This window comes from Kaistella flava (ex Peng et al. 2021), assembly GCF_015191005.1.
Classification (GTDB): Bacteria; Bacteroidota; Bacteroidia; order Flavobacteriales; family Weeksellaceae; genus Kaistella; species Kaistella flava.
Window position 1 is genome coordinate 2,723,286 of the sequence record NZ_CP040442.1, and the last position, 22,514, is coordinate 2,745,799.

At 34.5% G+C, this 22,514-nt stretch carries 18 protein-coding genes, 3 tRNA genes and 2 pseudogenes; 13 read left to right on the forward strand and 10 right to left on the reverse strand.

Features of this window, described 5'->3' with window-relative positions:
- Positions 1–348: 348 nt before the first annotated feature.
- The 5 genes from Q73A0000_RS12130 (at position 349) to Q73A0000_RS12150 (ending at position 3,976) form a co-directional block, all read left to right on the forward strand.
- On the forward strand, positions 349–1,587 hold the full coding sequence (locus Q73A0000_RS12130) for a bifunctional folylpolyglutamate synthase/dihydrofolate synthase (RefSeq protein WP_193811202.1): 1,239 nt from the start codon (positions 349–351) through the stop codon (positions 1,585–1,587).
- Positions 1,588–1,639: 52 nt separating this feature from the next.
- A tRNA-Val gene (locus tag Q73A0000_RS12135) sits at positions 1,640–1,714 on the forward strand.
- A gap of 147 nt (positions 1,715–1,861) precedes the next feature.
- A tRNA-Val gene (locus Q73A0000_RS12140) sits at positions 1,862–1,936 on the forward strand.
- 42 nt (positions 1,937–1,978) lie between these two features.
- A tRNA-Val gene (locus tag Q73A0000_RS12145) sits at positions 1,979–2,056 on the forward strand.
- Between the two features lie 384 nt (positions 2,057–2,440).
- A complete protein-coding gene (locus tag Q73A0000_RS12150; RefSeq protein WP_193811203.1) occupies positions 2,441–3,976 on the forward strand; it encodes a YifB family Mg chelatase-like AAA ATPase in 1,536 nt (511 codons plus the stop codon).
- Positions 3,977–4,190: 214 nt separating this feature from the next.
- On the opposite strand, the gene Q73A0000_RS12155 is transcribed toward Q73A0000_RS12150, so the two are convergent.
- Both Q73A0000_RS12155 and Q73A0000_RS12160 read right to left on the reverse strand, forming a co-directional pair.
- Entirely contained in the window at positions 4,191–5,102 is a 912-nt protein-coding gene (locus Q73A0000_RS12155) for a DUF3078 domain-containing protein (protein ID WP_193811204.1), read from the reverse strand.
- 54 nt (positions 5,103–5,156) lie between these two features.
- Positions 5,157–6,263: a DUF3078 domain-containing protein gene (locus Q73A0000_RS12160; RefSeq protein WP_193811205.1), complete on the reverse strand. Its 1,107-nt coding sequence runs from the start codon at positions 6,261–6,263 to the stop codon at positions 5,157–5,159.
- Positions 6,264–6,414: 151 nt separating this feature from the next.
- Here Q73A0000_RS12160 and Q73A0000_RS12165 point away from each other — a divergent pair, with 151 nt between their 5' ends.
- From Q73A0000_RS12165 to Q73A0000_RS12180, 4 genes are all read left to right on the forward strand, one after another.
- Positions 6,415–7,185, forward strand: a complete 771-nt coding sequence (locus Q73A0000_RS12165) for a rhomboid family intramembrane serine protease (protein ID WP_193811206.1) — start codon at positions 6,415–6,417, stop codon at positions 7,183–7,185.
- 28 nt (positions 7,186–7,213) lie between these two features.
- Positions 7,214–8,323, forward strand: coding sequence for a DNA-processing protein DprA (gene dprA / locus Q73A0000_RS12170; protein WP_193811207.1), 1,110 nt, complete (start codon positions 7,214–7,216; stop codon positions 8,321–8,323).
- Between the two features lie 185 nt (positions 8,324–8,508).
- On the forward strand, positions 8,509–9,867 hold the full coding sequence (gene gdhA, locus Q73A0000_RS12175) for an NADP-specific glutamate dehydrogenase (protein ID WP_193811208.1): 1,359 nt from the start codon (positions 8,509–8,511) through the stop codon (positions 9,865–9,867).
- Positions 9,868–10,347: 480 nt separating this feature from the next.
- Positions 10,348–11,130: a hypothetical protein gene (locus Q73A0000_RS12180; protein WP_193811209.1), complete on the forward strand. Its 783-nt coding sequence runs from the start codon at positions 10,348–10,350 to the stop codon at positions 11,128–11,130.
- 198 nt (positions 11,131–11,328) lie between these two features.
- On the opposite strand, the pseudogene Q73A0000_RS12185 reads toward Q73A0000_RS12180, so the two are convergent.
- Positions 11,329–12,529 (reverse strand): annotated as a pseudogene (locus Q73A0000_RS12185) (IS256 family transposase).
- A 103-nt stretch (positions 12,530–12,632) separates the two neighbouring features.
- On the opposite strand from Q73A0000_RS12185, the gene Q73A0000_RS12190 reads away from it, so the two are divergent.
- From Q73A0000_RS12190 to Q73A0000_RS12200, 3 genes are all read left to right on the forward strand, one after another.
- Positions 12,633–13,745 (forward strand): TlpA family protein disulfide reductase, encoded by a 1,113-nt coding sequence (locus tag Q73A0000_RS12190; protein WP_193811210.1) that lies wholly within the window; start codon positions 12,633–12,635, stop codon positions 13,743–13,745.
- 160 nt (positions 13,746–13,905) lie between these two features.
- On the forward strand, positions 13,906–14,211 hold the full coding sequence (locus Q73A0000_RS12195; RefSeq protein ID WP_244140737.1) for a DUF4377 domain-containing protein: 306 nt from the start codon (positions 13,906–13,908) through the stop codon (positions 14,209–14,211).
- A gap of 802 nt (positions 14,212–15,013) precedes the next feature.
- Positions 15,014–15,856, forward strand: a complete 843-nt coding sequence (locus tag Q73A0000_RS12200) for a DUF5694 domain-containing protein (protein ID WP_193811211.1) — start codon at positions 15,014–15,016, stop codon at positions 15,854–15,856.
- Between the two features lie 266 nt (positions 15,857–16,122).
- Here Q73A0000_RS12200 and Q73A0000_RS12205 read toward each other — a convergent pair whose 3' ends face one another.
- The gene (locus Q73A0000_RS12205; protein WP_193811212.1) at positions 16,123–16,614 is read right to left on the reverse strand and encodes a YkgJ family cysteine cluster protein; all 492 of its coding nucleotides are present in this window, start codon (positions 16,612–16,614) and stop codon (positions 16,123–16,125) included.
- Between the two features lie 3 nt (positions 16,615–16,617).
- Entirely contained in the window at positions 16,618–17,580 is a 963-nt protein-coding gene (locus Q73A0000_RS12210; protein ID WP_193811213.1) for an ion channel, read from the reverse strand.
- A gap of 210 nt (positions 17,581–17,790) precedes the next feature.
- On the opposite strand from Q73A0000_RS12210, the gene Q73A0000_RS12215 reads away from it, so the two are divergent.
- Positions 17,791–18,174, forward strand: coding sequence for a group III truncated hemoglobin (locus Q73A0000_RS12215; protein ID WP_193811214.1), 384 nt, complete (start codon positions 17,791–17,793; stop codon positions 18,172–18,174).
- 2 nt (positions 18,175–18,176) lie between these two features.
- Here the strand turns inward: Q73A0000_RS12215 and Q73A0000_RS12220 are convergent, their stop codons facing one another.
- The 5 genes and pseudogenes from Q73A0000_RS12220 to hflX form a co-directional block, all read right to left on the reverse strand.
- Positions 18,177–19,253, reverse strand: coding sequence for a calcium:proton antiporter (locus Q73A0000_RS12220; RefSeq protein WP_193811215.1), 1,077 nt, complete (start codon positions 19,251–19,253; stop codon positions 18,177–18,179).
- A gap of 59 nt (positions 19,254–19,312) precedes the next feature.
- A complete protein-coding gene (locus Q73A0000_RS12225) occupies positions 19,313–19,549 on the reverse strand; it encodes a DUF6122 family protein (protein ID WP_193811216.1) in 237 nt (78 codons plus the stop codon).
- A pseudogene (locus Q73A0000_RS12230) lies at positions 19,494–20,174 on the reverse strand (DNA alkylation repair protein). The gene Q73A0000_RS12225 and the pseudogene Q73A0000_RS12230 overlap by 56 nt, the downstream one beginning before the upstream one ends.
- 1 nt (position 20,175) lies before the next feature.
- Entirely contained in the window at positions 20,176–21,096 is a 921-nt protein-coding gene (locus Q73A0000_RS12235; RefSeq protein ID WP_193811217.1) for a glutaminase, read from the reverse strand.
- A gap of 90 nt (positions 21,097–21,186) precedes the next feature.
- On the reverse strand, positions 21,187–22,428 hold the full coding sequence (gene hflX / locus Q73A0000_RS12240; RefSeq protein WP_193811218.1) for a GTPase HflX: 1,242 nt from the start codon (positions 22,426–22,428) through the stop codon (positions 21,187–21,189).
- Positions 22,429–22,514 lie beyond the last annotated feature (86 nt).

Below are 22,514 nucleotides of genomic sequence, written 5' to 3' on the forward strand. Positions count from 1 at the left end.
GACCAATTCCGCCTTCCGTTCCCGCTTTTTTATAAAATAGCTCAAACCTAACGAAGTGGTTCGATGATTCAAATAAAACTATAAAAATAACATCATCAAGTCGGGTCGCGATTCCGGCACCAAATAAAGTGGAGAATCAAAAACTAAGAGTCTTTTTAATCTTAAGCACATTAGTTTAGAGAGAAAAAAAAGCACTTCTAAAAGTTCACATAAGTTTCGAAAATTAAAGATTTTCAACTTTGTGTTCTAAATATTTTCAAAGTGAGAACTAATTCTGATGTGTTTTAATAAAATTTAAACAGGATCTAAAAGCTTTTAAATACCAAATACTTTTAGGAATTTTGCATCATGACAAATCAGCAATACCAAGAAGCGCTCGACTGGCTTTTCGTACAAATACCGAGTTATCAAACCGATGGCAAAAAAGCCTATAAACCCGGTTTGGAAAACATTACGAAACTCTGTGACTCTTTTGGTAATCCGCAAGAGAAACTAAAGATGATTCACATCGGCGGAACGAACGGAAAAGGTTCTACCAGCAATATGCTTGCTTCAGTCTTACAGGAAGCTGGTTTTAATATTGGACTTTACAACTCTCCTCACCTCATCGATTTTACCGAAAGAATTAAAATCAATGGCGAAAACTGTGACAAAAAATTCGTTTATGATTTCATTCAAAAATTGAGAAAGTTACCCGAAGATATTACGCCTTCTTTTTTTGAATTCACGACGATTATGGCGTTCGAATTTTTTTATCAAAAGAAAGTAGATTATGCAATTATCGAAGTTGGTCTAGGCGGTAGATTAGATTCTACCAATATTATCACGCCACTACTTTCAGCGATTACGAACGTTGCTTTAGATCATCAAGATTTATTAGGAAATACGATTGAAGAAATCGCCAACGAAAAAGCCGGAATTATAAAACCTAATGTACCCGTTATTTCTGGCGCAGAAGATTTAATTGTTAAAAATATCATTAAAGCAAAAGCAGCCGAACAGAAGACAACATTCATCGATGCAACAACCATCAAAACTGATTTCAAATCAGATCTGAAAGGAAACTATCAGCAAAAGAATATTAAGGTCGTCTTGGCTTTAATTAATGAATTACAAAATTTAGGAATAAACATTTCAGATAAAAACATTCAAGATGGACTTTTAAACGTACATCAAAACACCAATTTCATCGGTCGTTGGTTTGAATTTTCCAAAGATCCACTTATTATTTGTGATACTGCACACAATCAAGCTGGCTTAGAACAGGTTTTTGAGCAGCTCAACTCTATTCCAAAATTCAAACATATCATCTTAGGATTCGTTGCGGAAAAGAATATTAATGAAGTTTTAAAAATTCTTCCAGAAAATTCAACCTTCTATTTTGCAAAACCTGCCAACAATCGAGGTCGACACCCAAACGATTATGAAGATTTATTAAAAAAATCAAAAATAAATTATAAAATTTTTGATACCATTCAGGACGCATATCTTTTTGCTAAACAACAACTTAAAAAAGAGGAAATGATTTTTATCGGCGGAAGCAACTTTGTAGTCGGAGAATTTTTAGAAAAAAATTTGGAAGATTAGAATTTTTTTGTACATTTGCCGAACCAAAATTTGACACATCAAATATGGTATCGGGCTCTTAGCTCAGTTGGTTCAGAGCATCTCGTTTACACCGAGAGGGTCGGGGGTTCGAATCCCTCAGGGCCCACCCAAAAAACCTCAGTTTATACTGAGGTTTTTTTTATTTAGGAAAGTTAATCTAGAGAGTTGCATTGAAAATTAAAAAAAAAGTCACGTAATTCGAAAAAAATTGTATATTTGCAAAACCAAAATTTGACACATCAAAAATGGTATAGGGCTCTTAGCTCAGTTGGTTCAGAGCATCTCGTTTACACCGAGAGGGTCGGGGGTTCGAATCCCTCAGGGCCCACCCAGAAAACCTCAGTTTATACTGAGGTTTTTTTATTTAGGGGGGCAGTTAGCTCAGTTGGTTTAGAGCGTTGCGTCGACATCGCAAAGGTCACTGGTTCGAACCCAGTACCGCCCACCAAAACTCCTCAAGAAATTGAGGAGTTTTTTTCATAAGTGTCTAGTTATATCAGGATTTATCAACTAATCTGTATCGCTATTTTAGGACGGGTTAAAATAATTCTCCCAAAATAAAGCCCTATAGATATCCCATAGATACTTCCCAGATAAAGCATGGATAGTTCATGAGGAGTTCATGAAAACGAAATCGTCAAAAACCAATATTTTATTTAATTAAAAACCAAAAATCCACTACAACACATAAATGAATCTTTGACTTTTGATTAAGCTTTAATGTTGAAAAAAGATATATACATTTTTTTAGGATCAAGAACAAAATACTCGAAGTAATTCTTTTTCAAAACATTGAGATTAATTTGTTAATTTTAATCTCAAAACACAAACTATGTTAGTGAAAATTTACGGGAGTGCTATTTTCGGAGTTTCTGCACAAACAATCACCATTGAAGTCAATGTAGATACTGGAGGCGTCGGTTACCATTTGGTTGGTCTTCCGGATAACGCCATTAAAGAAAGCAGTTATCGAATATCTGCAGCGTTGAAAAATATTGGTTTCAAAATTCCGGGAAAGAAAATTACCATCAATATGGCGCCGGCAGATCTACGTAAAGAAGGTTCTGCTTACGACTTAAGTATCGCCTTAGGAATCCTAGCTGCCTCAGAGCAGATTAAAGCCGAAGAAATAAGTAAATACATCATTATGGGTGAATTATCCTTAGACGGAGGATTATTGCCGATTAAAGGGGTTTTACCCATTGCCATTAAAGCAAAAGAAGAAGGATTTAAGGGAATTATTTTACCCAAACTAAATATTCGAGAAGCTGCAATTGTGAGCGATTTAGAAGTTTATGGAATCGACAACATTAAAGAAGTGGTGGATTTCTTTAATGAAGGAATTCCTTTAGAACGAACGACGATTGATATCCGAAAAGAATTCCAAGAAAAAGTACATCATTTCCCAAATGACTTTTCAGAAGTAAAAGGTCAGGAAACCGCTAAACGCGCAATGGAAGTTGCAGCAGCAGGTGGACATAACATTATTTTAATCGGGCCGCCAGGAAGTGGCAAAACAATGCTTGCGAAAAGAGTTCCGACCATACTACCTCCTTTAACTTTAATAGAAGCCTTAGAAACAACTAAAATACATTCTGTCGCCGGGAAGATTGGGACGGAAACCTCATTGATGACGGTGCGACCATTTAGAAGTCCGCATCATACTATTTCTGACGTCGCTTTAGTCGGTGGCGGTAGTTACCCTCAGCCTGGAGAAATTTCATTAGCACATAACGGCGTTTTATTTCTCGATGAAATGCCGGAATTTAAGAGAACTGTTTTAGAAGTAATGCGTCAACCTTTGGAAGATCGTGAAGTCACCATTTCCCGCGCGAAATTTACAGTGAATTATCCCGCGAGTTTCATGTTGGTTGCGAGCATGAATCCCAGTCCTAGTGGTTTTTTTCCTGACGATCCCAATAATACTTCTTCACAATTCGAGATGCAGCGGTATATGAATAAACTTTCTGGGCCACTACTCGACCGAATCGATATTCACATTGAAGTACAAAAAGTAGAATTCGAACAACTGGCAGATAAAAGGAAAGGCGAACAAAGTGATGAAATCAGAAGACGGGTTTTAATTGCAAGGGAACTTCAAAGCAATCGGTATAAAGATTCCGATATTCATTACAATGCGCAAATGGGCCCGCGTGATATTGAGAAGTTTTGTGAACTCGATGAAGCTTCGCAAACCCTCATTAAAACAGCGATGGAAAAACTGAATTTATCTGCACGAGCTTATGATCGAATTTTAAAGGTGTCCAGAACTATCGCCGATTTGGAACAAGCAGAAACCTTAAATGCTGCTCATATTTCAGAAGCGATTCAATATCGAAGTTTAGACCGTGAGTTTTGGAATGTGTAAAAACATTATTTAAAAATGGATTGTATTTTTTTTGAACCACAACAGTCACAAATAATTACTTCAAAATTGTAAAGTTCAAAAAAGTGAAAATCTGAATATTTTCATCAATTTTTAATATAGTTAAAACGAAGCGTTTTGATTTTAGAAATTTCTCGATTATCGTTAAAAAAAATACCGCTCCAAATGAAGCGGTAGATTATATTTTAATTAAAAACTATTTCCAAGTTTGATTGGATTTATCATCCGAGCGTTTTATACCATTGTCAATATTATACGCCAAACCAACTCCTAAAGTTTGCTTCATTTGAGTTTTCCAAATTTGATTATGATCATACAGTAAATCTAAAGTTACGACTGAAGAAATATATTTGTTGATTTTCATATTAAAAACGCCTCCATAAGAAAGAACCAATCGTTCTGGATGACTGAGGTAATTAGAGAATACAGAGGCTGAATTCACCAACGTAATGTTCTCCATTAATTTAACCTTGTAAATCGCAGTTCCTAAAAAACCGAATTGGAATAATGACGAAGCACCGTCGTGTTTCAAACCATAATTTCCAGCATACTGCAAATCTTTATCTAAAACGAAAGTCCATCTTGCATTCGCAGGACGCAAAGTCATGGTGAAATTATCGTTTGGTCTATAGGTAAAACCGGCACCAACATTCACATAACCAGGAGCCATGAAATTAGAAAGCTTCTTTGCATCTGGATTATTTCCATCTGTATAACCGGCAGCGAACTGAGTAAGCAAACTCGCTCCACCGGAAACATACCAATGGTCATAAATTTTTCTTCCAAAATTCGTGGATAGATTGATAATATCCTGAGTTTTTCTATTCCCTAAGCCTTGCGTCTTATTTTCTCCGTAACCCAACACCACAATATTTTCCCACAAATCTTTCCCCTTTTCATAAGTCATATTGTAATTAACACCGGCAATCCAACCGACATTATTAGCACCACCACCAATCCAATTAGAAAATGCAGCTTGATTAAGCATCAATGTGTTTTGTCCTTGAATAGACCAATTCTTCAAGGTGTCCTGCGGTACATCTTCAGCATTGCCTTGAGCTGTTAAAAATCCTGAAATTAAAATTCCGGCTAACGTTAATTTTTTCATCTATTATGGTTTTTAATAGATAAAAATACAACTTAATTAGCTAAGAATGAATCTCTAATTAACGAAAGGTTTAATCATTTTTTTATTCTTCTCTTTAACTTCATAACCAAAATTATAAGAAAAACCAACACCCAATGTCTGTTTCAATTGAAGTTTCTTCATTTGATCATGATCGTAAAGCAAATCTAAACTGATGACCGTGTTGATAAATTTATTGAATTTAAAATTAAGAGTGCCATTATAAGCAATATCAACTCTCTCAGGGTGAAAGGCATAATTACTAAAGAGGTTAAGTTGATTGACTAAATTAATATCTTTGTAAATTTTCAAACGGTAAACCACATTAACCAAAGCTCCAATTTCAGATCGAACAGACTGACCATCTTTTTCTAAACCATATCTGCCCGCTTGCTGTAGCAAAGGATCCATAACAAATGTAAACTTACCATTCACCGGTCTGAAAATCACCTGAAAGTTTTCATTCGGATTATATAAAATCCCGACCCCAGCATAAACATAACCCGGTGACATGAATCGAGAAATTCGATCTTCAAATGATGGATTTGGTGTTAATGAATAATTATATCCCGTTGAAAACTGCGACAAAAATTGAAAACCAGTTGACAGGTAAAAATTCCTCCCGATATCGTAACCGTAGTTGGTCATCAAATTAATATAATCTTCTGTCTTTCGAGAAGCTTCTCCTTGCGAAGAAACAAAACCGTAACCCAATTGGATATTATTGTCTAAGAAATGTCTTTTGTTTTTATAACTTAAAGTATAATTGATTTTCCCGATAACACCGATATTATTATTCCCTCCAGAGTTCCAGTTAGAAAAGGCAGACTGATTAAAAACAAGATTATTCTGGCCGTAATAAAACCACTTAATCGGATCTTTTAACTGCAATATATTATAGGGCGTAACAGGAATATCATCGCCGCTTTCTGTGATTTTTACTCGGTCACGAATAACGATTGTATCTTTAAAAAGAACTGCAAATTTTTCCAGCTTCGGATTAGCCAGACTGTCTAAATTCAGCGCCGTAGCATTCCATCTCTTTTGTGAAATAGAATCGATTTCACCCAGAACATTTTTTTCTTTCTGGGAAAAAACAGCCAATGACACCAATGATATAATAACGGTAAACAACTTTCTCATAGTCGGCAAATTTAAGACAAACAAATAAATCTAAAAATTCATTCTATTACTATTTTCGTACTTTTTGTCTGATTTTAATTACATTTATAAAAAGATTTAGCCATAATTACCCATTAATCATTTTGGTCAACGTTTTGTCAAAAAATTAACCATGCTGAAAAACCACATTAATCTCAAAGCAGTGCTTTACGCAGCCATAATGGTTGCAGCGATGTGGTTGGGATATTTACTACAGCAGCTCGGTTGGTTTAGTGGTTGTTCAGGCGCAATCATTCCACTAAGTCCTTATGGATTAAAAGGAATTTTTCTATCTCCTTTTTTACATGGCAGCCTGGAACACATCTTTGGTAATTCAGTTCCTGTTTTTGTTTTAATATTTCTGTTATATCAATTTTACCCTTTTATCGCAAGACAAATATTATTTCTGGGTTGGATTTTAACCGGATTTCTAGTCTGGCTTTTACCTCCCATCGATATTTATACTGGAGAACTTAATCATGTTTGCATCATCGGCGCAAGTGGAATTGTTTATGTATTAGCATTTTTCATATTCTTCAGTGGTGTATTTCGATGGAACATGAAGTTCTTAACCGTATCGATGGTCGTTGCCTTATATTACGGGAGTTTAATTTGGGGCGTTTTGCCTGAAGAATTATTTTCCCAACTTCCAGAACCGAGCAGAGTATCGTGGCAGTCGCATTTATCCGGTGCAACAATTGGAATATTAATGGCTTTTATTTTCCGAAAATCAGGTGAAAGAAAAGTAAAATACATCTGGGAATTTCCCAACTATTACAGTGAAAAAGATGATAAACTTTGGCAGGAATACAAAGAAAACCATCCTGAAGATTTCTTAGAACTTCCCTATAAAAAGAAAGAAAACCCTTGGGAACATCTTGATGAAATTCGAAAAAATCAATAAATTTTGATACTTTTGATAAAACTTCTATATGCGTTCCGAAGAAAATCTTTATTCTATTGCGCTGCGACACTGTCCTTTAATCGGAGATGTAATCTTCCGAAAACTAGTGGGTGAAGTTGGTTCTCCTAAAGAAGTCTGGGAACTTTCAAAATCAGGTTTACAAAACATTTTCGGAATCGGCAGAAAAATCGCAGTCGAAATAGGAAATCCCGAACATTTAAAATTTGCAGAAAAAGAAATTGCTTTTTGTGAGAAAAACAATATCAAAATCAATCTGCGTCATCTTGGAGATTTACCATCATTATTAAATGAATGTGAAGACGCTCCAGCTATTCTCTATCAAAAGGGAAATTTTGATTCTTCTAAAAAACCAGTAAGTATTGTAGGGACCAGAAATATTTCAAACTACGGAAGACAATTTATCGAAGATTTTTTAAAGGCCGTTAAAAACGAAAACATCATCACTATTAGTGGTTTGGCTTTAGGCGTTGATGCTGAAGTTCACGAACTTTCTATTCAAAACAAAATACCGACTGTTGCTGTTTTAGCACATGGCTTTCATACGCTCTACCCTTCCAGAAATAGAAAGCTTTCACATAAAATAGCAGAAGAAAATGGCGTATTATTTACCGAATTCAATTCTTCTCAAAAACCAGATCGCGAAAATTTCATTCAACGAAACCGTGTTATTGCCGGATTATCACCAGCAACGATTGTGGTAGAAACGGCTTTCGGAGGCGGTTCGATCAGCACGGCAACTTTCGCTAACAATTACAACAGAGAAGTTTATGCTTTGCCTGGCAGAATCGATGAAAAATACAGCCAAGGTTGCAATCAACTTATTCATCAAAACAAAGCTGCCATCATTTCAACCATTTCATCGCTCATCGAAAATCTTGGCTTTCTGCATGACACCGAAAAGATTGGCGAACTTTTCCCAAGTTCTGAAATCAAAGTTTTACTTCCTGATCATCAGCAAAACCTTCTTAATACATTAGATAAAAAGATTCCATTCTCTTTAGATGAAATTTCACAGCGATTAGAAATCCCGACTTATAAAATTTTACCTGATTTATTGCAATTAGAAATTCTGGGATATATAAAAGCGCTTTCAGGAAGACAATATCTCGCACTTTAGCTTTTTAATATTTTTGAAAAAATAGCAAACTTCTCATAACATTAAATTATTAATACAATAAATGCTATTTTTATGAATTTAATAAAAATAATCTTTAATATTATTGATATTTTACTAATATTAAAGTTTTTTATTGAATGTTGTGAAAAAAAAATTAAATTTGTTAGTAATAATCCTCACTTCTTATGGAACAATATAACGTAGAGCAAAAGATTCAGGAATTTATCGCATACATTGAAGCGAAAAATCCAAACGAGCCAGAATTCTTACAAGCCGTAAAAGAAGTTGCCAGCACCGTAATTCCTTTCATTGCAACCCGCAAAGAATACGATGGCATGAAACTCCTGGAACGAATGGCAGAGCCCGAAAGGACCATCATTTTCCGAATACCTTGGGTTGATGATGCTGGTGAAATCCAGGTCAATAGAGGATTTAGAATTCAAATGAATTCTGCAATCGGTCCTTATAAAGGAGGAATCCGTTTTCATCCAACTGTTAATTTATCTGTTCTTAAATTTTTAGCTTTTGAGCAAACTTTTAAAAACTCACTAACAACCCTTCCAATGGGTGGTGGTAAAGGAGGTTCAGATTTCGATCCACAAGGAAAATCAAATATGGAAGTAATGCGTTTTTGTCAGTCATTCATGACAGAAATGTGTAAATATATCGGTCCGGAAACTGATGTTCCAGCAGGAGACATTGGCGTTGGTGCCAGAGAAATTGGCTATTTATTTGGTCAGTATAAAAAAATTAGAAATGAATTTACCGGCGTATTAACCGGAAAAGGATTGGCTTACGGTGGATCATTAATTCGTCCGGAAGCTACAGGATATGGAGTTGTTTACTTCTGCGAGCAAATGTTGAAAACAATCGGACAAGAAGTTAAAGGTAAAACTGTTGCTGTTTCTGGTTTTGGAAATGTCGCCTGGGGAGTTGTCAAAAAAGTAAACGAGTTAGGCGGAAAAGTAGTAACGATTTCGGGTCCTGATGGTTATGTATATGATGAAGAAGGAATTTCCGGAGAAAAAGTAGATTACTTATTACAACTTCGTGCTTCTGGAAACAACAGAGCAGAAGATTATGTGACGAAATTCCCAAGTGCAAAATTCTATGCAGGAAAACGTCCCTGGAGTGTAAAATGTGACGTTGCAATTCCTGCCGCAACCCAGAATGAATTGTTCTTAGATGACGCTCAAACCTTGGTCGCCAACGGTGTAATCTGCATTACCGAAGCCGCGAATATGCCTTCCACTTTAGATGCGATTAATTATTTCTTAGACAACAAAGTTTTGTTCTCACCAGGAAAAGCATCCAATGCTGGTGGTGTAGCAACATCAGGTTTAGAAATGACGCAGAATTCAATTCGTTTGAACTGGTCCTCTGAAGAAGTTGATGCAAGATTAAAAGAAATCATGATCGGAATTCACAAAGCATGTCAAGACTACGGTACAGAACATGACGGCTATGTGAACTACGTGAAAGGCGCAAACATAGCGGGCTTCGTGAAAGTGGCCGAAGCAATGCTGGCACAAGGTGTCGTATAAAAAATAAAAGTCGGAGTTTTGCTCCGGCTTTTTTTATAAAAACCTGTCCCGGGGAAATGGGAAAAAAGTAAAGTGAAAGAGTAAAAAGCATTGATTTTTCAATGCTTTTTATTATTGTGGTCAATTCCTTAAAAATTAAATCTAAACATTTATCGCAGTCGAAAAATTAGGAGCAATAAGATTTCGCTTCTTACAAGACCAGTCCCGCTCTACATTACAATTCCTCATTTCGGCACTCTCCGCCTCGGCGGCTAGCACCTCATTCCGGGATTTCCACTGCGATCGGGGCTAAAAGTTCGGGGAGTTTTTTTTTCGAAAGAATACAAAAGTGCACCGTAAATACTTCTGATGAGTTGTAAGTGATTTTTACTATTTTAGCAATGGAATAATGGATTATGATATAATGACATACAATTTAGGTGTATTTGTATGAATTTATAATATATATAAACGAGTTACCTGCAATTTTATCACACCACAATGGAAAGAACAAAATTAGATTTAATGTACGAAAAAAGAGAATTAAATAAAATGAGTTTAGATTCTTATGTTCTTGACAAACAAAATGTTTTAGATAATCCGATTGATAAAATAATTTCTGATTTAGGGAAAAAATTAAAGAATAATTGGAAGGAACACGATGAATGGATGAAGATGGAACAGGAGAATCTTGAAAAATATAATGATCTAAATGAAATCGCACAACAAACAGGTCACAGTTTGAAAAAACAACTTTTTGATTATTATATAGACAATGCATATATAGAAGATGAAATTACTGCTTTATTGGAAGTTAAAATAATTTATGCATTCAAACATTTTGAAATCAACCTAAAGAAATTAATTAAAGCAGCATATGAAGATGAAAATTTTGATAAAAACTATAAGTGGGAATCTATAAAACAATATCTATTTGCAAAAAATATTGATATAAAAGAAATTAAAAATTATTTAGAAGTCAATCAATTAAGAGAAATTAATAACGCAATAAAGCATTCTGAAAACTATTTAGAAAGTAAAGACTTAAAAAATAGAATCCCAGAATTTAAAGACAAGAAACCTACGATAAGAGATTTATATAAATTTTACAATAGAATTAAGAAAAGCCCTACAATTTTTTTACAATCTTTATGCTCTGCGATTTATAATGATTTATACATATTTAATGAAGAAAAGATTGAAAAAATATCCGAATCTATCGCAAGTAGGATGGACTTTAATGATGTTAATTTGCTAATCAAGAAACTAAAAGAAAACTACTAAAAAAAACTGCAGGTAATAAGGTATTTCTATTAGGGGGCCGGAAGCCCCTATCATAAAGACTTTTGCTAATTGTTCAATAGAAATACCCAACCGTTATCTGCCATATAAAAAAACATCACAAAAAATGAAACATGTAAAAATTTTTATTGACACTATCCCGCAAAGTGTGTAAGTTGAAAAGTTTGAGGCTTGAGTTTTTTATAACTTGAGCCTTTCTTCAAATATAAGCATAAATTGATTGAGTACAATTCCCCAATCTCTGATTGGCATTGTCCATTTTTTTGTTGCTTCTCTTAACGCAAGAAAAACCGACTTTAAAACTGCATCATCAGTTGGAAAAGACATTTTGTTTTTGGTGTATTTTCTTATTTTTCCATTCAGATTTTCTATTAAATTGGTGGTGTAAATGATTTTGCGGATTTCCACCGGGAATTCGAAGAATACCGTTAATTCATCCCAATTATCTCTCCAGGATTTGATGGCGTAGGAATATTTACATTCCCATTTTTCTGCAAAATCATTTAAAGCAGCTTCCGCGGCTTGCTTCGTGGGAGCGTTGTAAATGTGTTTCATGTCGGAAGTAAAGGCTTTTCTGTCTTTCCAAACTACGTATTTGCAGGCATTTCTTATCTGATGAACCACGCAGATCTGAGTTTGAGATTGTGGGAAAACACTGCGAATAGTTTGGGTGAATCCATTGAGATTATCCGTTGCAGTGATCAATATATCTTCTACACCCCGTGCTTTTATGTCGGTTAGTACGCTCATCCAAAAACTGGAACTTTCGTTTTTTCCAAGCCACATTCCCAGAACTTCTTTTTCCGTCCCGTCTTAAACCAACGGCAAGATAAATGGTTTTGTTAATGACTTTTGAATTTTCACGGACTTTAAAAACAATTCCATCCATCCAAACAATGAGGTATAAATCCTCTAGTGGCCGGTTTTGCCAAGCGACAATCTCACTGGAAACCGCATTGGTAATCCTGGATATTGTGGATGTTGAAACATCAAAATCGTACATTTCCTTGATCTGGTCTTCAATATCACTCACGCTCATTCCTTTGGCATAAAATGAGATGATAATATTTTCTAAACCATCAATAATATTATGCCTTTTGGGAACTAAAGCCGGCTCAAAAGTACTTTCTCTATCTCGCGGAACTTTAATTTCATCTTCGCCGAAAGAGGTTTTTATTTTCTTGGTTTGATGGCCGTTTCGATAGTTTCCGTTTTTGGTTTTTTGATGTTTCTCGGTATCCAGATGGTCATCCAGTTCGGCTTCGAGCATGTGTTCTACGGCTCGTTTGTGCATTGTTTTGAAGAACGAGGTTAAATCTTCGCCGCTCTTGAAGGATTTGTAAAATTCCTTGTTGTTTAATAATTCTTCTTTGTCGATCATAACTGTATAAAGTTTAAAAATAATAAAAAAGTTATTTCCGAAAAAGTTTTGAGCTTTTGAGGGCTCAAAATTTTTCAGAATAACTTTTCAACTTACACAGTTAGTGAAACACTACCTTTTTATTTTATTTTTTGCTTCTACTATATTATTTGCTCAAAGCAATTTTGAACTAGACTTATCAGCAAAAACTTATGTAAATGATAGTTTATGGTTTGGTGCTCCAATGGTCAGAACTGGTTTTGAAGATTTATATCAATTCAAACTAGTTGAAAATGATAAATTGGGAGATTTATCAAAAAAAATGAATTTTGATTTTTCATTTTATAACTTAACAATCCAAAATAAAAATATATTAAAGGGAAAAATTGATTATCCGCAACCTGTTGCATTAATGCATATGAGCAATCCTCCTTCTGAAACAGATATATTCTTTATAGAAAAAGGAAAATACACCTATGAATTACCGACAATCACAAATGGCTTAGTCGTTAATTTGCAAACACCGAGTAATATTGAATATCAAAAATTGAAAAATTATCTGGCAACAGTTTATTTTAAATTTGATGATCCCAATAGAAGAGATAGTTTGACGAGTTTTGATAAAAAGCAAGAGTTGATTTCTAGTTATATCAAAGAACATCCCAACTCATACGTTGCTTTATGGGAAATTGTTAATGATTATACACTTTACAATTATAATCCAACTTATTTAGAAAATATGGAGTTTTTCTCTAATGAAATCAAACAAAGTTCGTTTTACAAAAAACTTTATTCCAAGTTGAAAATTGAAAGTGAGACAATGATTGGAAAAAAAATCCCTGATATTTACTTTGACAAAACACATTCTCTAAAAGAGGAAGATTTTAAAAAACACAAATTAACTATTATAGATTATTGGTCTACAACTTGTGCACCTTGCGTAAAAGGAATGCCCGAACTTGTAAAACTTTATAATGATTTTAAAGACAAAGGAGTGAATATTATCACTATTACAGATGAAAATAAAATTGATAGAAAAGCACTCGCGGAAAAAATACTCAAAAAAAACAACGCAGAATGGACAAATTATTTTGATGTAAATAAGGAGTTCAGTAAAAGGGTTAACGCAACTGGCTATCCATTGCAATTTGTTATAGATACTAACGGCAAAATCTTAGCGAGAACATTTGGAGATCTAGATCATGTAAGAGAATTGATTGTGGAAAACTTGAAATAAAACGTCAGATAACAGCGGTTTTGCAATAGTGCGGGATTTTCGCAAGTTTAACGATTTTAGATCTTTTGAAGATTCGTTTATAATAGAAAGATTTGTCATATTAAGCCGTACCATCGCAAAGCCGCAAAACTTTGTACAAAATTTAAAATAATATTAAAAAATGAAAAAAATTATTTATTTCCTTTCGATGTTTGCTTTAGTTGCATTATTAACAATAAGTTGTAATAGAGATGAAAATACCGACCAAACTTCAACCGTTACAGCAAGTGTTTATCACAAATATGCAGACTACGCAATTCCACCTGACTTTAATATGATTAAAGCAATAAAAATTAAAGAATCAAATTCCGGAGAATGGGTTACAATTGTAGGAATAGATGGATTTATTTTTGAGGAAAACTTTGAATATCAACTTAAACTTAAAAAAAACTTATTTAGCCAATCCACCGCTAGACTCACCGAGTAATTACACATATCAATTATTAGAAGTTTTGGCTAAAACACCGATATAAAAACGTTGTACTACACGGTACTTCTATTAACGGCCGGAAGTTCCTATGATAAAGATTTTCGCTAATTGTTCAATTTGTTATATTTACAAAGACTTATAAAAAGTCTCCGCCAACAGAAATACCCAAACGTTACCCACAGTATTACAATGAATCGCATAACTAGGAATTTTTTAATAACTATTTTCTCAATTTGTATACTCTATGTTTTGGTTCCCAAAATTTTGAAACCTAATTGCGAAGATTCGACAAATAACATCCGTGAAGAAAACTGTGAAATAAGAATTAAAAGAGTCGAGCATCTAAGTTCTTTTAAAATTATAGGTGAAGATTCTAAAACCTGTGAACCTTGCGAATGTGAACACGGTAACAGATGGTGGCAACAATATAAAAATGAAATGAATGAAGGAGATTATTTTATTAAAAAGAAAGGTGAATTATTTTTACAAATAGTTAAAAAGGATACGGTTATTACACATACATATAAATGTTATGAGACATGAAAATATAAACTAAGAATATTTCAGAATTATGAATAAATTAGATCTGAACTGAATGTTAAATTAGAATAGAAATATACTGCAGGTACAAAGTATTTCTATTAGCGGGGCGGAAGTTCCTATTATCAAGATTTTCGCTAATTAATCAATTCGTTATATTTACAAAGACTTGTTATAAAAAGTCCCCGCCAACAGAAATACGCAAATGGTTAGCAGAAATTTTAAAATAACAGCACAAAATCAAAATCACCAAAATTAAATGAAAGCAATTTTTACATTTTTATTAGCACTTTTTTATATTTTCAGTTTTAGTCAAACCCAAACAAAAACCGACGTGATTTTAATTGGAGTATCTCATTTTAATAATCCAGGGTTTGATAGAGGGAAAGTTGCAGAAATAAATATTTTAGATAAAACAAGACAAAAAGATTTAGAAGAAATTACTAATGAAATTACAGAAAAGTTTCATCCAGATAAAGTATTTGTAGAATCGCTTTACAAGGATAAAAAAGTACTTGACCAACAATATTTTTTATATAAAGAAAATAAACCCTTCTATAATTTAGACACCATAAAAGATAATTTTTATAAAAGATTCTATCAAGAAAATGAAATCTTTCAATTTGGTTTTAGATTAGCAAAAAAGTCTAAAAACGATTTTATTTATTCAATAGATTATAATTTAGAACAGCGATATGATTTACTAAATAAACAGATAGAAAAGAGCGCTTATATTGACTCTACACTTTATCAAAGTAAAATGAAATCTCTTTCTTCCTTTTTAAATAACTGTGTTAAGGAAAAGGATTTAAAAAATATTTTAAAATGTATAAATTCTAAAGAGCAAAGAGAATTAAACAAAGGGTTTTATATTTCAACGATAAATCGCTTAAATAATGATGAACTTTTTTTCGGTTCCGATTTTGTTGCAAGTTGGTATAAAAGAAATTTAATTATGTATTCTAATATTCAAAATCAAGTTTCTAAAGAAGACAAGACAATAGTAATTATTGTTGGAGCAGGACACTCTTCAATGCTTTACGACTTTTTAAAAAATGATTCAAATTATAATCTAATTGAATTTAATCAAGTAATTGAATAAAAAATTCTGCTAATAACTAAGCTTTCGTCTTGTCTGAAAGACAAGAAATGAATTAACAATCACCCAAACAAAAAAAAAGCAAAAAAAATAATGAGGTAAAGTCTGTTGAATCCTTCGGCCTTGCTCAGGATAAACTCTACCTCCGGTGGCTTTTCCTCCCCAGTTGGTCACCTTATGGAGTTGTCAATTTTAGAATGTAAGATATCAGAGCAGTTTTTTAGAAGGCTGCTTTTTTTAGGAACTGAAGTGAGATTTTTGAAACATTTTTATTTCTTCTCTAAATTCTTCTGAATCCGCTCTACAAATTCAAAAGCTGCCGGACAAATCACCGTATTTTGAATCGTCAAATTATTAATCTGATAAATCTTTTTCCGGTCGGTATGCGGGAATTCGCGACAGGCTTTTGGACGAATATCGTAGATCGAACAAGTATTGTCGTCATTTAAAAACAAACACGGCAGATTTTGTAAAACCTGATCCTGGTCTTCATCTGTGCGTAGGAATTTATCTTCGAAATCTGCAACTTTCATTTTCAAATGCTTTGCAATTCGCTCAACATCTTTCGGAGTGAAAAGTGGGCCGGTGGTTTTGCAACAGTTGGCACATTGCAGACAGTCGATTTTTTCGAAAACCTCATCATGAGTTTCCTGAACAATATAATCGAGATTTTTAGGTGGTTTTTTCTTCAGCCCATCCAGAAATTTTTTGTGTTCTTTCTGTTTTTGAAGTGCCTGAGTTTTATAGAAATCTAAGTTCATAATTTAGTAATTGGAATAAGGAGTATAAGAATCTATTCGGTCCAAATTCAAGACGGTTGTTTTTTGACGTTTCGATGGCGCGTACATCATGTTGAATTTTTTCGCGAAGATAATTTCTTTGTGATGAGATGAATAAGAAGTCCGCTGTACCACGGTATTCGAAAACACTTCATCAAATGCCCGAACATGTACGAAGATTTCAACATCCATCGTTTCAAAGTTATCTTTGGTTAATTCAAAGAAAGGTGAGTTTTTATCAATTTTATGAACAACAGTCCAGTTGAGGGAAAGGGTATTTATTTGACTGATTAATGTTTTTAAAGTAAAGAACTTGCTTTTTAATTCTCCATTCTCATCTGCATCTTCTATAGCGCACGTAAGAACTACCTGAGCATCTGTTAAAAGATTATTTTTATAAGGCGCCATCCTAAACATCATCGCTGTACCTTCTTGAAACGGAACGATTAAGGCAATTTTGCTAAATTTTAAAAATGCTCTCGGACGGGAAAATCTTCCATAGAATAAACCGGTGGCAATTGCAAACCCCAGCAATCCTAAAAAAGCTTCGAACGTGGCGACTAAACTTGCAAAAAATCCGACTGGTGCGATTCGGCCATATCCTACGGTGGTAAAAGTCTGCGAACTGAAAAAGAATACATCGGTGAATTGATTGAAAGGCGAACTTTCATCAATCCCTGTTAGATGTTCGATTCCGATACTATAATAAATCAGTGCAAAAATTATATTCGCCAAAATATAGCCACAAATTAAAAGCAGAATAAACTGCCAGGAAGGCAAATCCAGCATGGTATGATACCAACTGTATTTCTGTAATGGATTTGATAAACCGGCTCTTCTAACATTTGGCGTTCCATTTTTATTTATAAACCTTCCGCTGGCATTGGAACTGAAGCCACTGTCATCTCGGGATTGTAAATGGGAAAGTCTACTTTTTAGATTTGCCATACTGCAAAATTACTTCTAAATGAGGAAACTACCGTTTATTTTAAGCAAAATCTGCGGCCGTGATAGAAGCGGTTACCCCGCAAGGAAGCGACGGAACGCAGTGGAGACTCTGACTGAGGAGTATGAGCGGATAGCACGAATTGTCCGCCCAAATAAAAACAATGATTGCAGTCATAAACGCATCCTGAAAATATTGACTAATTTTGACCTATGAAAAAATTGGAGACCCGACAAGATATTGAGGATTTGGTAAATCGTTTCTATGACAAAGTGCAAAATGATGAGACGATTGGATTCTTCTTTAATGACGTGGCAAAAGTAGATTGGTCGCATCATTTACCAAAGATGTATTCTTTTTGGGAGACGCTTTTGTTCGGACAGATTTCTTACAAAGGAAATCCGATGGCAATCCACTTCCCCATCAATGCTCAAGTTCCGATGGAGAAATCTCACTTTGAACATTGGGTTAAATTATGGACAGCGACAGTTGAAGAAAATTTCACGGGTGAAATGGCTGATCTGGCAATTTACAAAGCCTCGAATATTGCTAAACTAATGGGTCATAAAATGGAAGTTGCACGTAAGATTCGTTAGTTTTAAGGAACGATTACCGTAAAAATATACGCTGCTAAATTCACTAAAAGTACGGTACCGTATAAGTGATTGGTTTTCCCCCGACTCAGCGACATCATTACGATGAATACAGACAAGGCGAGTAAAATAATCGATTTCATATCGAGTCCTAAAACGAAAGGAATATCGTAAATCAGACAGACGACCGAAATGGCGGGAATGGTTAACCCAACACTCGCTAAAGCTGATCCTAAGCCCAAATTAATGGACGACTGAATCTGATTATTTTTTGCTGCCCGGATTGCAGCTAAACCTTCGGGAAGCAATACTACGAACGCAATAATTACTCCGACCAATTCATGAGGTGCGCCGATACTTTCTACAAATCCTTCGATTACCGGAGAAAGTCCTTTGGCCATAAAAATAACTACTGCCAAACAGATAATCAGTAAAAATAAACTCGCTAAAGTTTTAAGAAGCGACGGTGGATCTGCTTCATGAGCGGTTTGATCTTGACTTTCGGTAACGAAATAATTTCGGTGTCGAACGTTTTGGAACATCAGGAAAGTTCCATAAATCGTGAGACAGGCGAGCGCAACAAAAACCAATTGCGCTTCACTGTAAAAAGGGCCGTGCTCTGTTGAAGTATAATTGGGTAAAATAAGCGTGAGAACTAAAATAGCCACCAAACTTACCAAATAAGTTGTTGCTGAATTGGCAATAAAAAATTGCTCTTTATATTTTCGACTTCCGATCCAAATACAGATTCCGAGAATACCATTTAGAATAATCATTACCGCCGCGAAAACCGTATCTCTGGCGTAAGTGAGCGCGCCTTCACTACCCGAAAGCATGAAGGAGATAATTAATCCTACTTCTAAAATCGTAATACAAATCGCAAGAATTACAGTTCCGTATGGTTCGCCAACTTTATGCGCTACAACTTCGGCGTGATGTACTGCAGCCATAACACTTGAAAATAATAATAAGGCACCAATAATATTGGTAAAAGGAGTATTATTTAAAAAGCCAAAAAGGTAGAAAGCGGCAGATATAATTGGGACAACTACTGTCCAGTGAATAAGTTTTTTTAATTTCATATTTCAATTTGTGATAAGATAAAAAAATTAAACTACAAATGAAAAAATTGAAAAGAGATTTAACTTAATCGTAACATTGATTTCCAAAGCCAGAAATCTTGAAAATCGGTGAACATATGGAAAAGCAAACCGACAGCGATGATTCTGTAATTTCCTTTCAAAAAAATAGCGTCCAGAAAATAAGCTCCAATTGCCCAATAAGAATGCAGCGGATGATAACCGATACTATTTCTATTTGGATCAAAAAGTGGATTGGCGAAAACGTGATCTAAATCGACCAACATGGTCGCCAACATTATAATGAAGATTGAGAAAATCTAAAAGTTCCTGTTCGTTTTTCTTACCCATTTCGCGCAAAAGCCACCCATTAGCTTTGTGCATTAAGTCGTTTTCATGATTTAAGTTTATGACTGCCAACTTCTTAAGCAAGTCAAAATCGTTATTTTTCACGTGAAACATTGTTGAAACTATAGCGATTCTTTTGGACCACAAATTTTCTTCTTAAGATAAATCCAGTAGAATTGAATCATCTTTATTTTCAAAACAATAGCGTCCTAAAATTTTATAACACGAAGTATCTACCAAATCCCAATTGTTGACGTATTTCTTATTTTTTAAATAAAACGCAACGATTTCTTTTTTCTCTTTAGGAATTTTGGACTTTTCAAATTTGGAAACCAAGATGAATAAAGCACAATGACGATGTTCGTGAATGGGCGAAGATAGAAGTTCTTCTAATTGAGATAAAGATATTTGGTCTCCGAATTCTTTCGCTACTTTTCTTTGATCAGGAACGGTTACGCCGATAAACTGATCACCTTCTGCGTATTCTCCTTTCCCAGCTTTGAAAAACCTGGGCATATATTCTTTCTTTTCAGAATTTGAAAGATCTTGGAGCGCAGATTTAATTTCTTTAACCATTCTAAAAAATACTTTCGCCCGTTTGGGTGGTAAATTCTTCCAGAAATTTCATACCACGGTAGGAATTTCCCTTTTCATTGAGTTTCGGACTCCAGACAGCGAGGCAATAATGTTGTGGATAGATTGCAATAATTCCACCTCCAACGCCACTTTTTCCTGGCAATCCTACGAGGAAAGAAAACTCTCCTGATTCATCATAAAATCCGCAAGTGAGCAAAATCGCGTTGATTCTTTTGGCTTTACTGTAAGGTAAAAACTGTTTGTTGTCGGAAGGTTTTCTACCACCGTTCGCCAAGTACAAAAAGCTTTTGCTCAGCTGCTTGCAAGTCATTTCGATGGAACACAGATGGCAATAAAGTTCAATCACCGAGTCCGGTTTATTTTTTATATTTCCAAAAGATTTCATGAAATTACACATCGCTGCATTTCTGAAACTGTTTTGCATTTCACTCGCCGCCACTTTTTTATTAAAGAAAATATGATCATCTTCGGTTAGCTCTCGAATAAAAGACAGCAACTCTTCTTTTGGATTTTCACAAATTTCTAATAGAATATCGCAAATAACCAAAGCTCCTGCATTGATAAAAGGATTTCGTGGAATTCCATGATCGGCTTCTAACTGAATTAAAGAATTAAATGCACTTCCGGAAGGTTCTACATCTACTCTTTCCCAAAGTTTTTCTTCCAGTTTTTCATACACAAATGACAAGGCGAAAACTTTGGAAATACTTTGAATTGAGAATTTCTCCTCAAAATCTCCACATCCAAAACTGTTATGTTTTAAATCGGTGAAGTTGACGCCAAATTTATTTTCATCGATACAGGCAAGTTCAGGAATGTAGTTCGGAACTTTACCCAGATTTTCTTTGGCAATAATATCGGCGTAGATCTTTGAAATAATATTTTGATAATCTAATTTCATTTAAAAATGTGAGTATTTACATTTTAGCTTTAAAAAAAATGCTTAAAATTAATCAAGCATTTTTTTAAAGTGCGCTTATCGCATTATATTTTAATCTTCCGATTCTTCTGATTTTGATTCGTCCGCTTCTTCATCATGATATTCAAATAAGAAATCATTGTAAGGGAATCTCGCAGTGTGAATTTTCAGAACCTCGTCGTAAATCATTTTCTTCATTTCCGGGAAATTCTCTTTGTGTAAAGCAGAAATAAATACCGTTGGATATTGTGATTTCGACATCCAGGTTTTCATCCATTCATCAAGAGAAATATTTTTTCTTGTTTCCGGTGTTAAATCGTCCTCGTCTTTTTTCTCGTAAGCGAAGGCATCAATTTTATTGAAAACCATGATCATCGGTTTTTGATGCGCATTAATTTCCATTAAAGTTTGATTTACCGAATTGATGTGATCTTCGAAACTTTCGTGCGAAATATCTACAACATGAATCAATAAATCTGCTTCCCGAACTTCATCCAAAGTTGATTTAAAACTCTCTACCAATTGCGTCGGTAGTTTTCTAATAAACCCAACCGTATCCGTTAATAAGAATGGCAAATTCCCAATCACCACTTTTCTGACAGTCGTATCTAAAGTTGCAAATAATTTATCTTCAGCAAAAACATCAGACTTAGAAATGGCGTTCATCAAAGTAGATTTCCCAACATTGGTATAACCTACCAAAGCAACACGCACCATTTTACCACGGTTCTGTCTTTGAGTCGCCATCTGTTTATCGATGGTTTTCAGCTTGTCCTTTAATAAAGTTATTCTATCTCGAATAATCCTTCTATCGGTTTCAATTTCTGTTTCCCCAGGACCACGCATTCCGATTCCCCCTTTTTGCTTATCAAGGTGAGACCACATTTTACTCAATCTTGGAAGTAAGTATTGATATTGAGCAAGTTCTACCTGAGTTCTTGCGTAAGACGTTTGCGCTCTTTGAGCAAAAATATCAAGAATCAAATTGGTTCTATCCAGGATTTTAACCTCCTCCATTTCTTTTCCAAGATTCTTCAGTTGCGAAGGAGAAAGTTCGTCATCGAAAATCACGGTTCCGATTCCATTTGATTTTACATAATCCCTTATTTCCTGTGCTTTTCCACTCCCAATAAAAGTTTTGGGATCCTGTTGCGTCAATTTCTGAATGAATCTTTTGTCAATCGTTGCTCCTGCTGTTAAAGCCAAAAATTCGAGCTCGTCCATATATTCGACCAGCTTTTCCTCACTTTGATTTTGCGTCACTAAGCCGACTAACACGGCTTTTTCGTATAGATGTTCTTTTTTGTCTAGCATAAATTTCCTTTCGGCATTTGTACAAAGATAATACTTTGAATTTCACAATTAAAAAATCTCAGATAAATTACCTGAGATTTTCACTA

Bases quoted from the DNA above. Each gene is read 5' to 3' on its own strand.
- Q73A0000_RS12160 (WP_193811205.1), bottom strand. From the start codon at position 6,263: ATGAGAAAGTTGTTTACCGTTATTATATCATTGGTGTCATTGGCTGTT.
- Q73A0000_RS12220 (WP_193811215.1), bottom strand. From the start codon at position 19,253: ATGAAATTAAAAAAACTTATTCACTGGACAGTAGTTGTCCCAATTATA.
- Q73A0000_RS12205 (WP_193811212.1), bottom strand. From the start codon at position 16,614: ATGAACTTAGATTTCTATAAAACTCAGGCACTTCAAAAACAGAAAGAA.
- Q73A0000_RS12235 (WP_193811217.1), bottom strand. From the start codon at position 21,096: ATGAAATTAGATTATCAAAATATTATTTCAAAGATCTACGCCGATATT.
- dprA (WP_193811207.1), top strand. From the start codon at position 7,214: ATGCGTTCCGAAGAAAATCTTTATTCTATTGCGCTGCGACACTGTCCT.
- gdhA (WP_193811208.1), top strand. From the start codon at position 8,509: ATGGAACAATATAACGTAGAGCAAAAGATTCAGGAATTTATCGCATAC.
- Q73A0000_RS12165 (WP_193811206.1), top strand. From the start codon at position 6,415: ATGCTGAAAAACCACATTAATCTCAAAGCAGTGCTTTACGCAGCCATA.
- Q73A0000_RS12130 (WP_193811202.1), top strand. From the start codon at position 349: ATGACAAATCAGCAATACCAAGAAGCGCTCGACTGGCTTTTCGTACAA.
- Q73A0000_RS12200 (WP_193811211.1), top strand. From the start codon at position 15,014: ATGAAAGCAATTTTTACATTTTTATTAGCACTTTTTTATATTTTCAGT.
- hflX (WP_193811218.1), bottom strand. From the start codon at position 22,428: ATGCTAGACAAAAAAGAACATCTATACGAAAAAGCCGTGTTAGTCGGC.
- Q73A0000_RS12180 (WP_193811209.1), top strand. From the start codon at position 10,348: ATGGAAAGAACAAAATTAGATTTAATGTACGAAAAAAGAGAATTAAAT.
- Q73A0000_RS12210 (WP_193811213.1), bottom strand. From the start codon at position 17,580: ATGGCAAATCTAAAAAGTAGACTTTCCCATTTACAATCCCGAGATGAC.
- Q73A0000_RS12225 (WP_193811216.1), bottom strand. From the start codon at position 19,549: ATGTTGGCGACCATGTTGGTCGATTTAGATCACGTTTTCGCCAATCCA.
- Q73A0000_RS12150 (WP_193811203.1), top strand. From the start codon at position 2,441: ATGTTAGTGAAAATTTACGGGAGTGCTATTTTCGGAGTTTCTGCACAA.
- Q73A0000_RS12155 (WP_193811204.1), bottom strand. From the start codon at position 5,102: ATGAAAAAATTAACGTTAGCCGGAATTTTAATTTCAGGATTTTTAACA.
- Q73A0000_RS12215 (WP_193811214.1), top strand. From the start codon at position 17,791: ATGAAAAAATTGGAGACCCGACAAGATATTGAGGATTTGGTAAATCGT.
- Q73A0000_RS12195 (WP_244140737.1), top strand. From the start codon at position 13,906: ATGAAAAAAATTATTTATTTCCTTTCGATGTTTGCTTTAGTTGCATTA.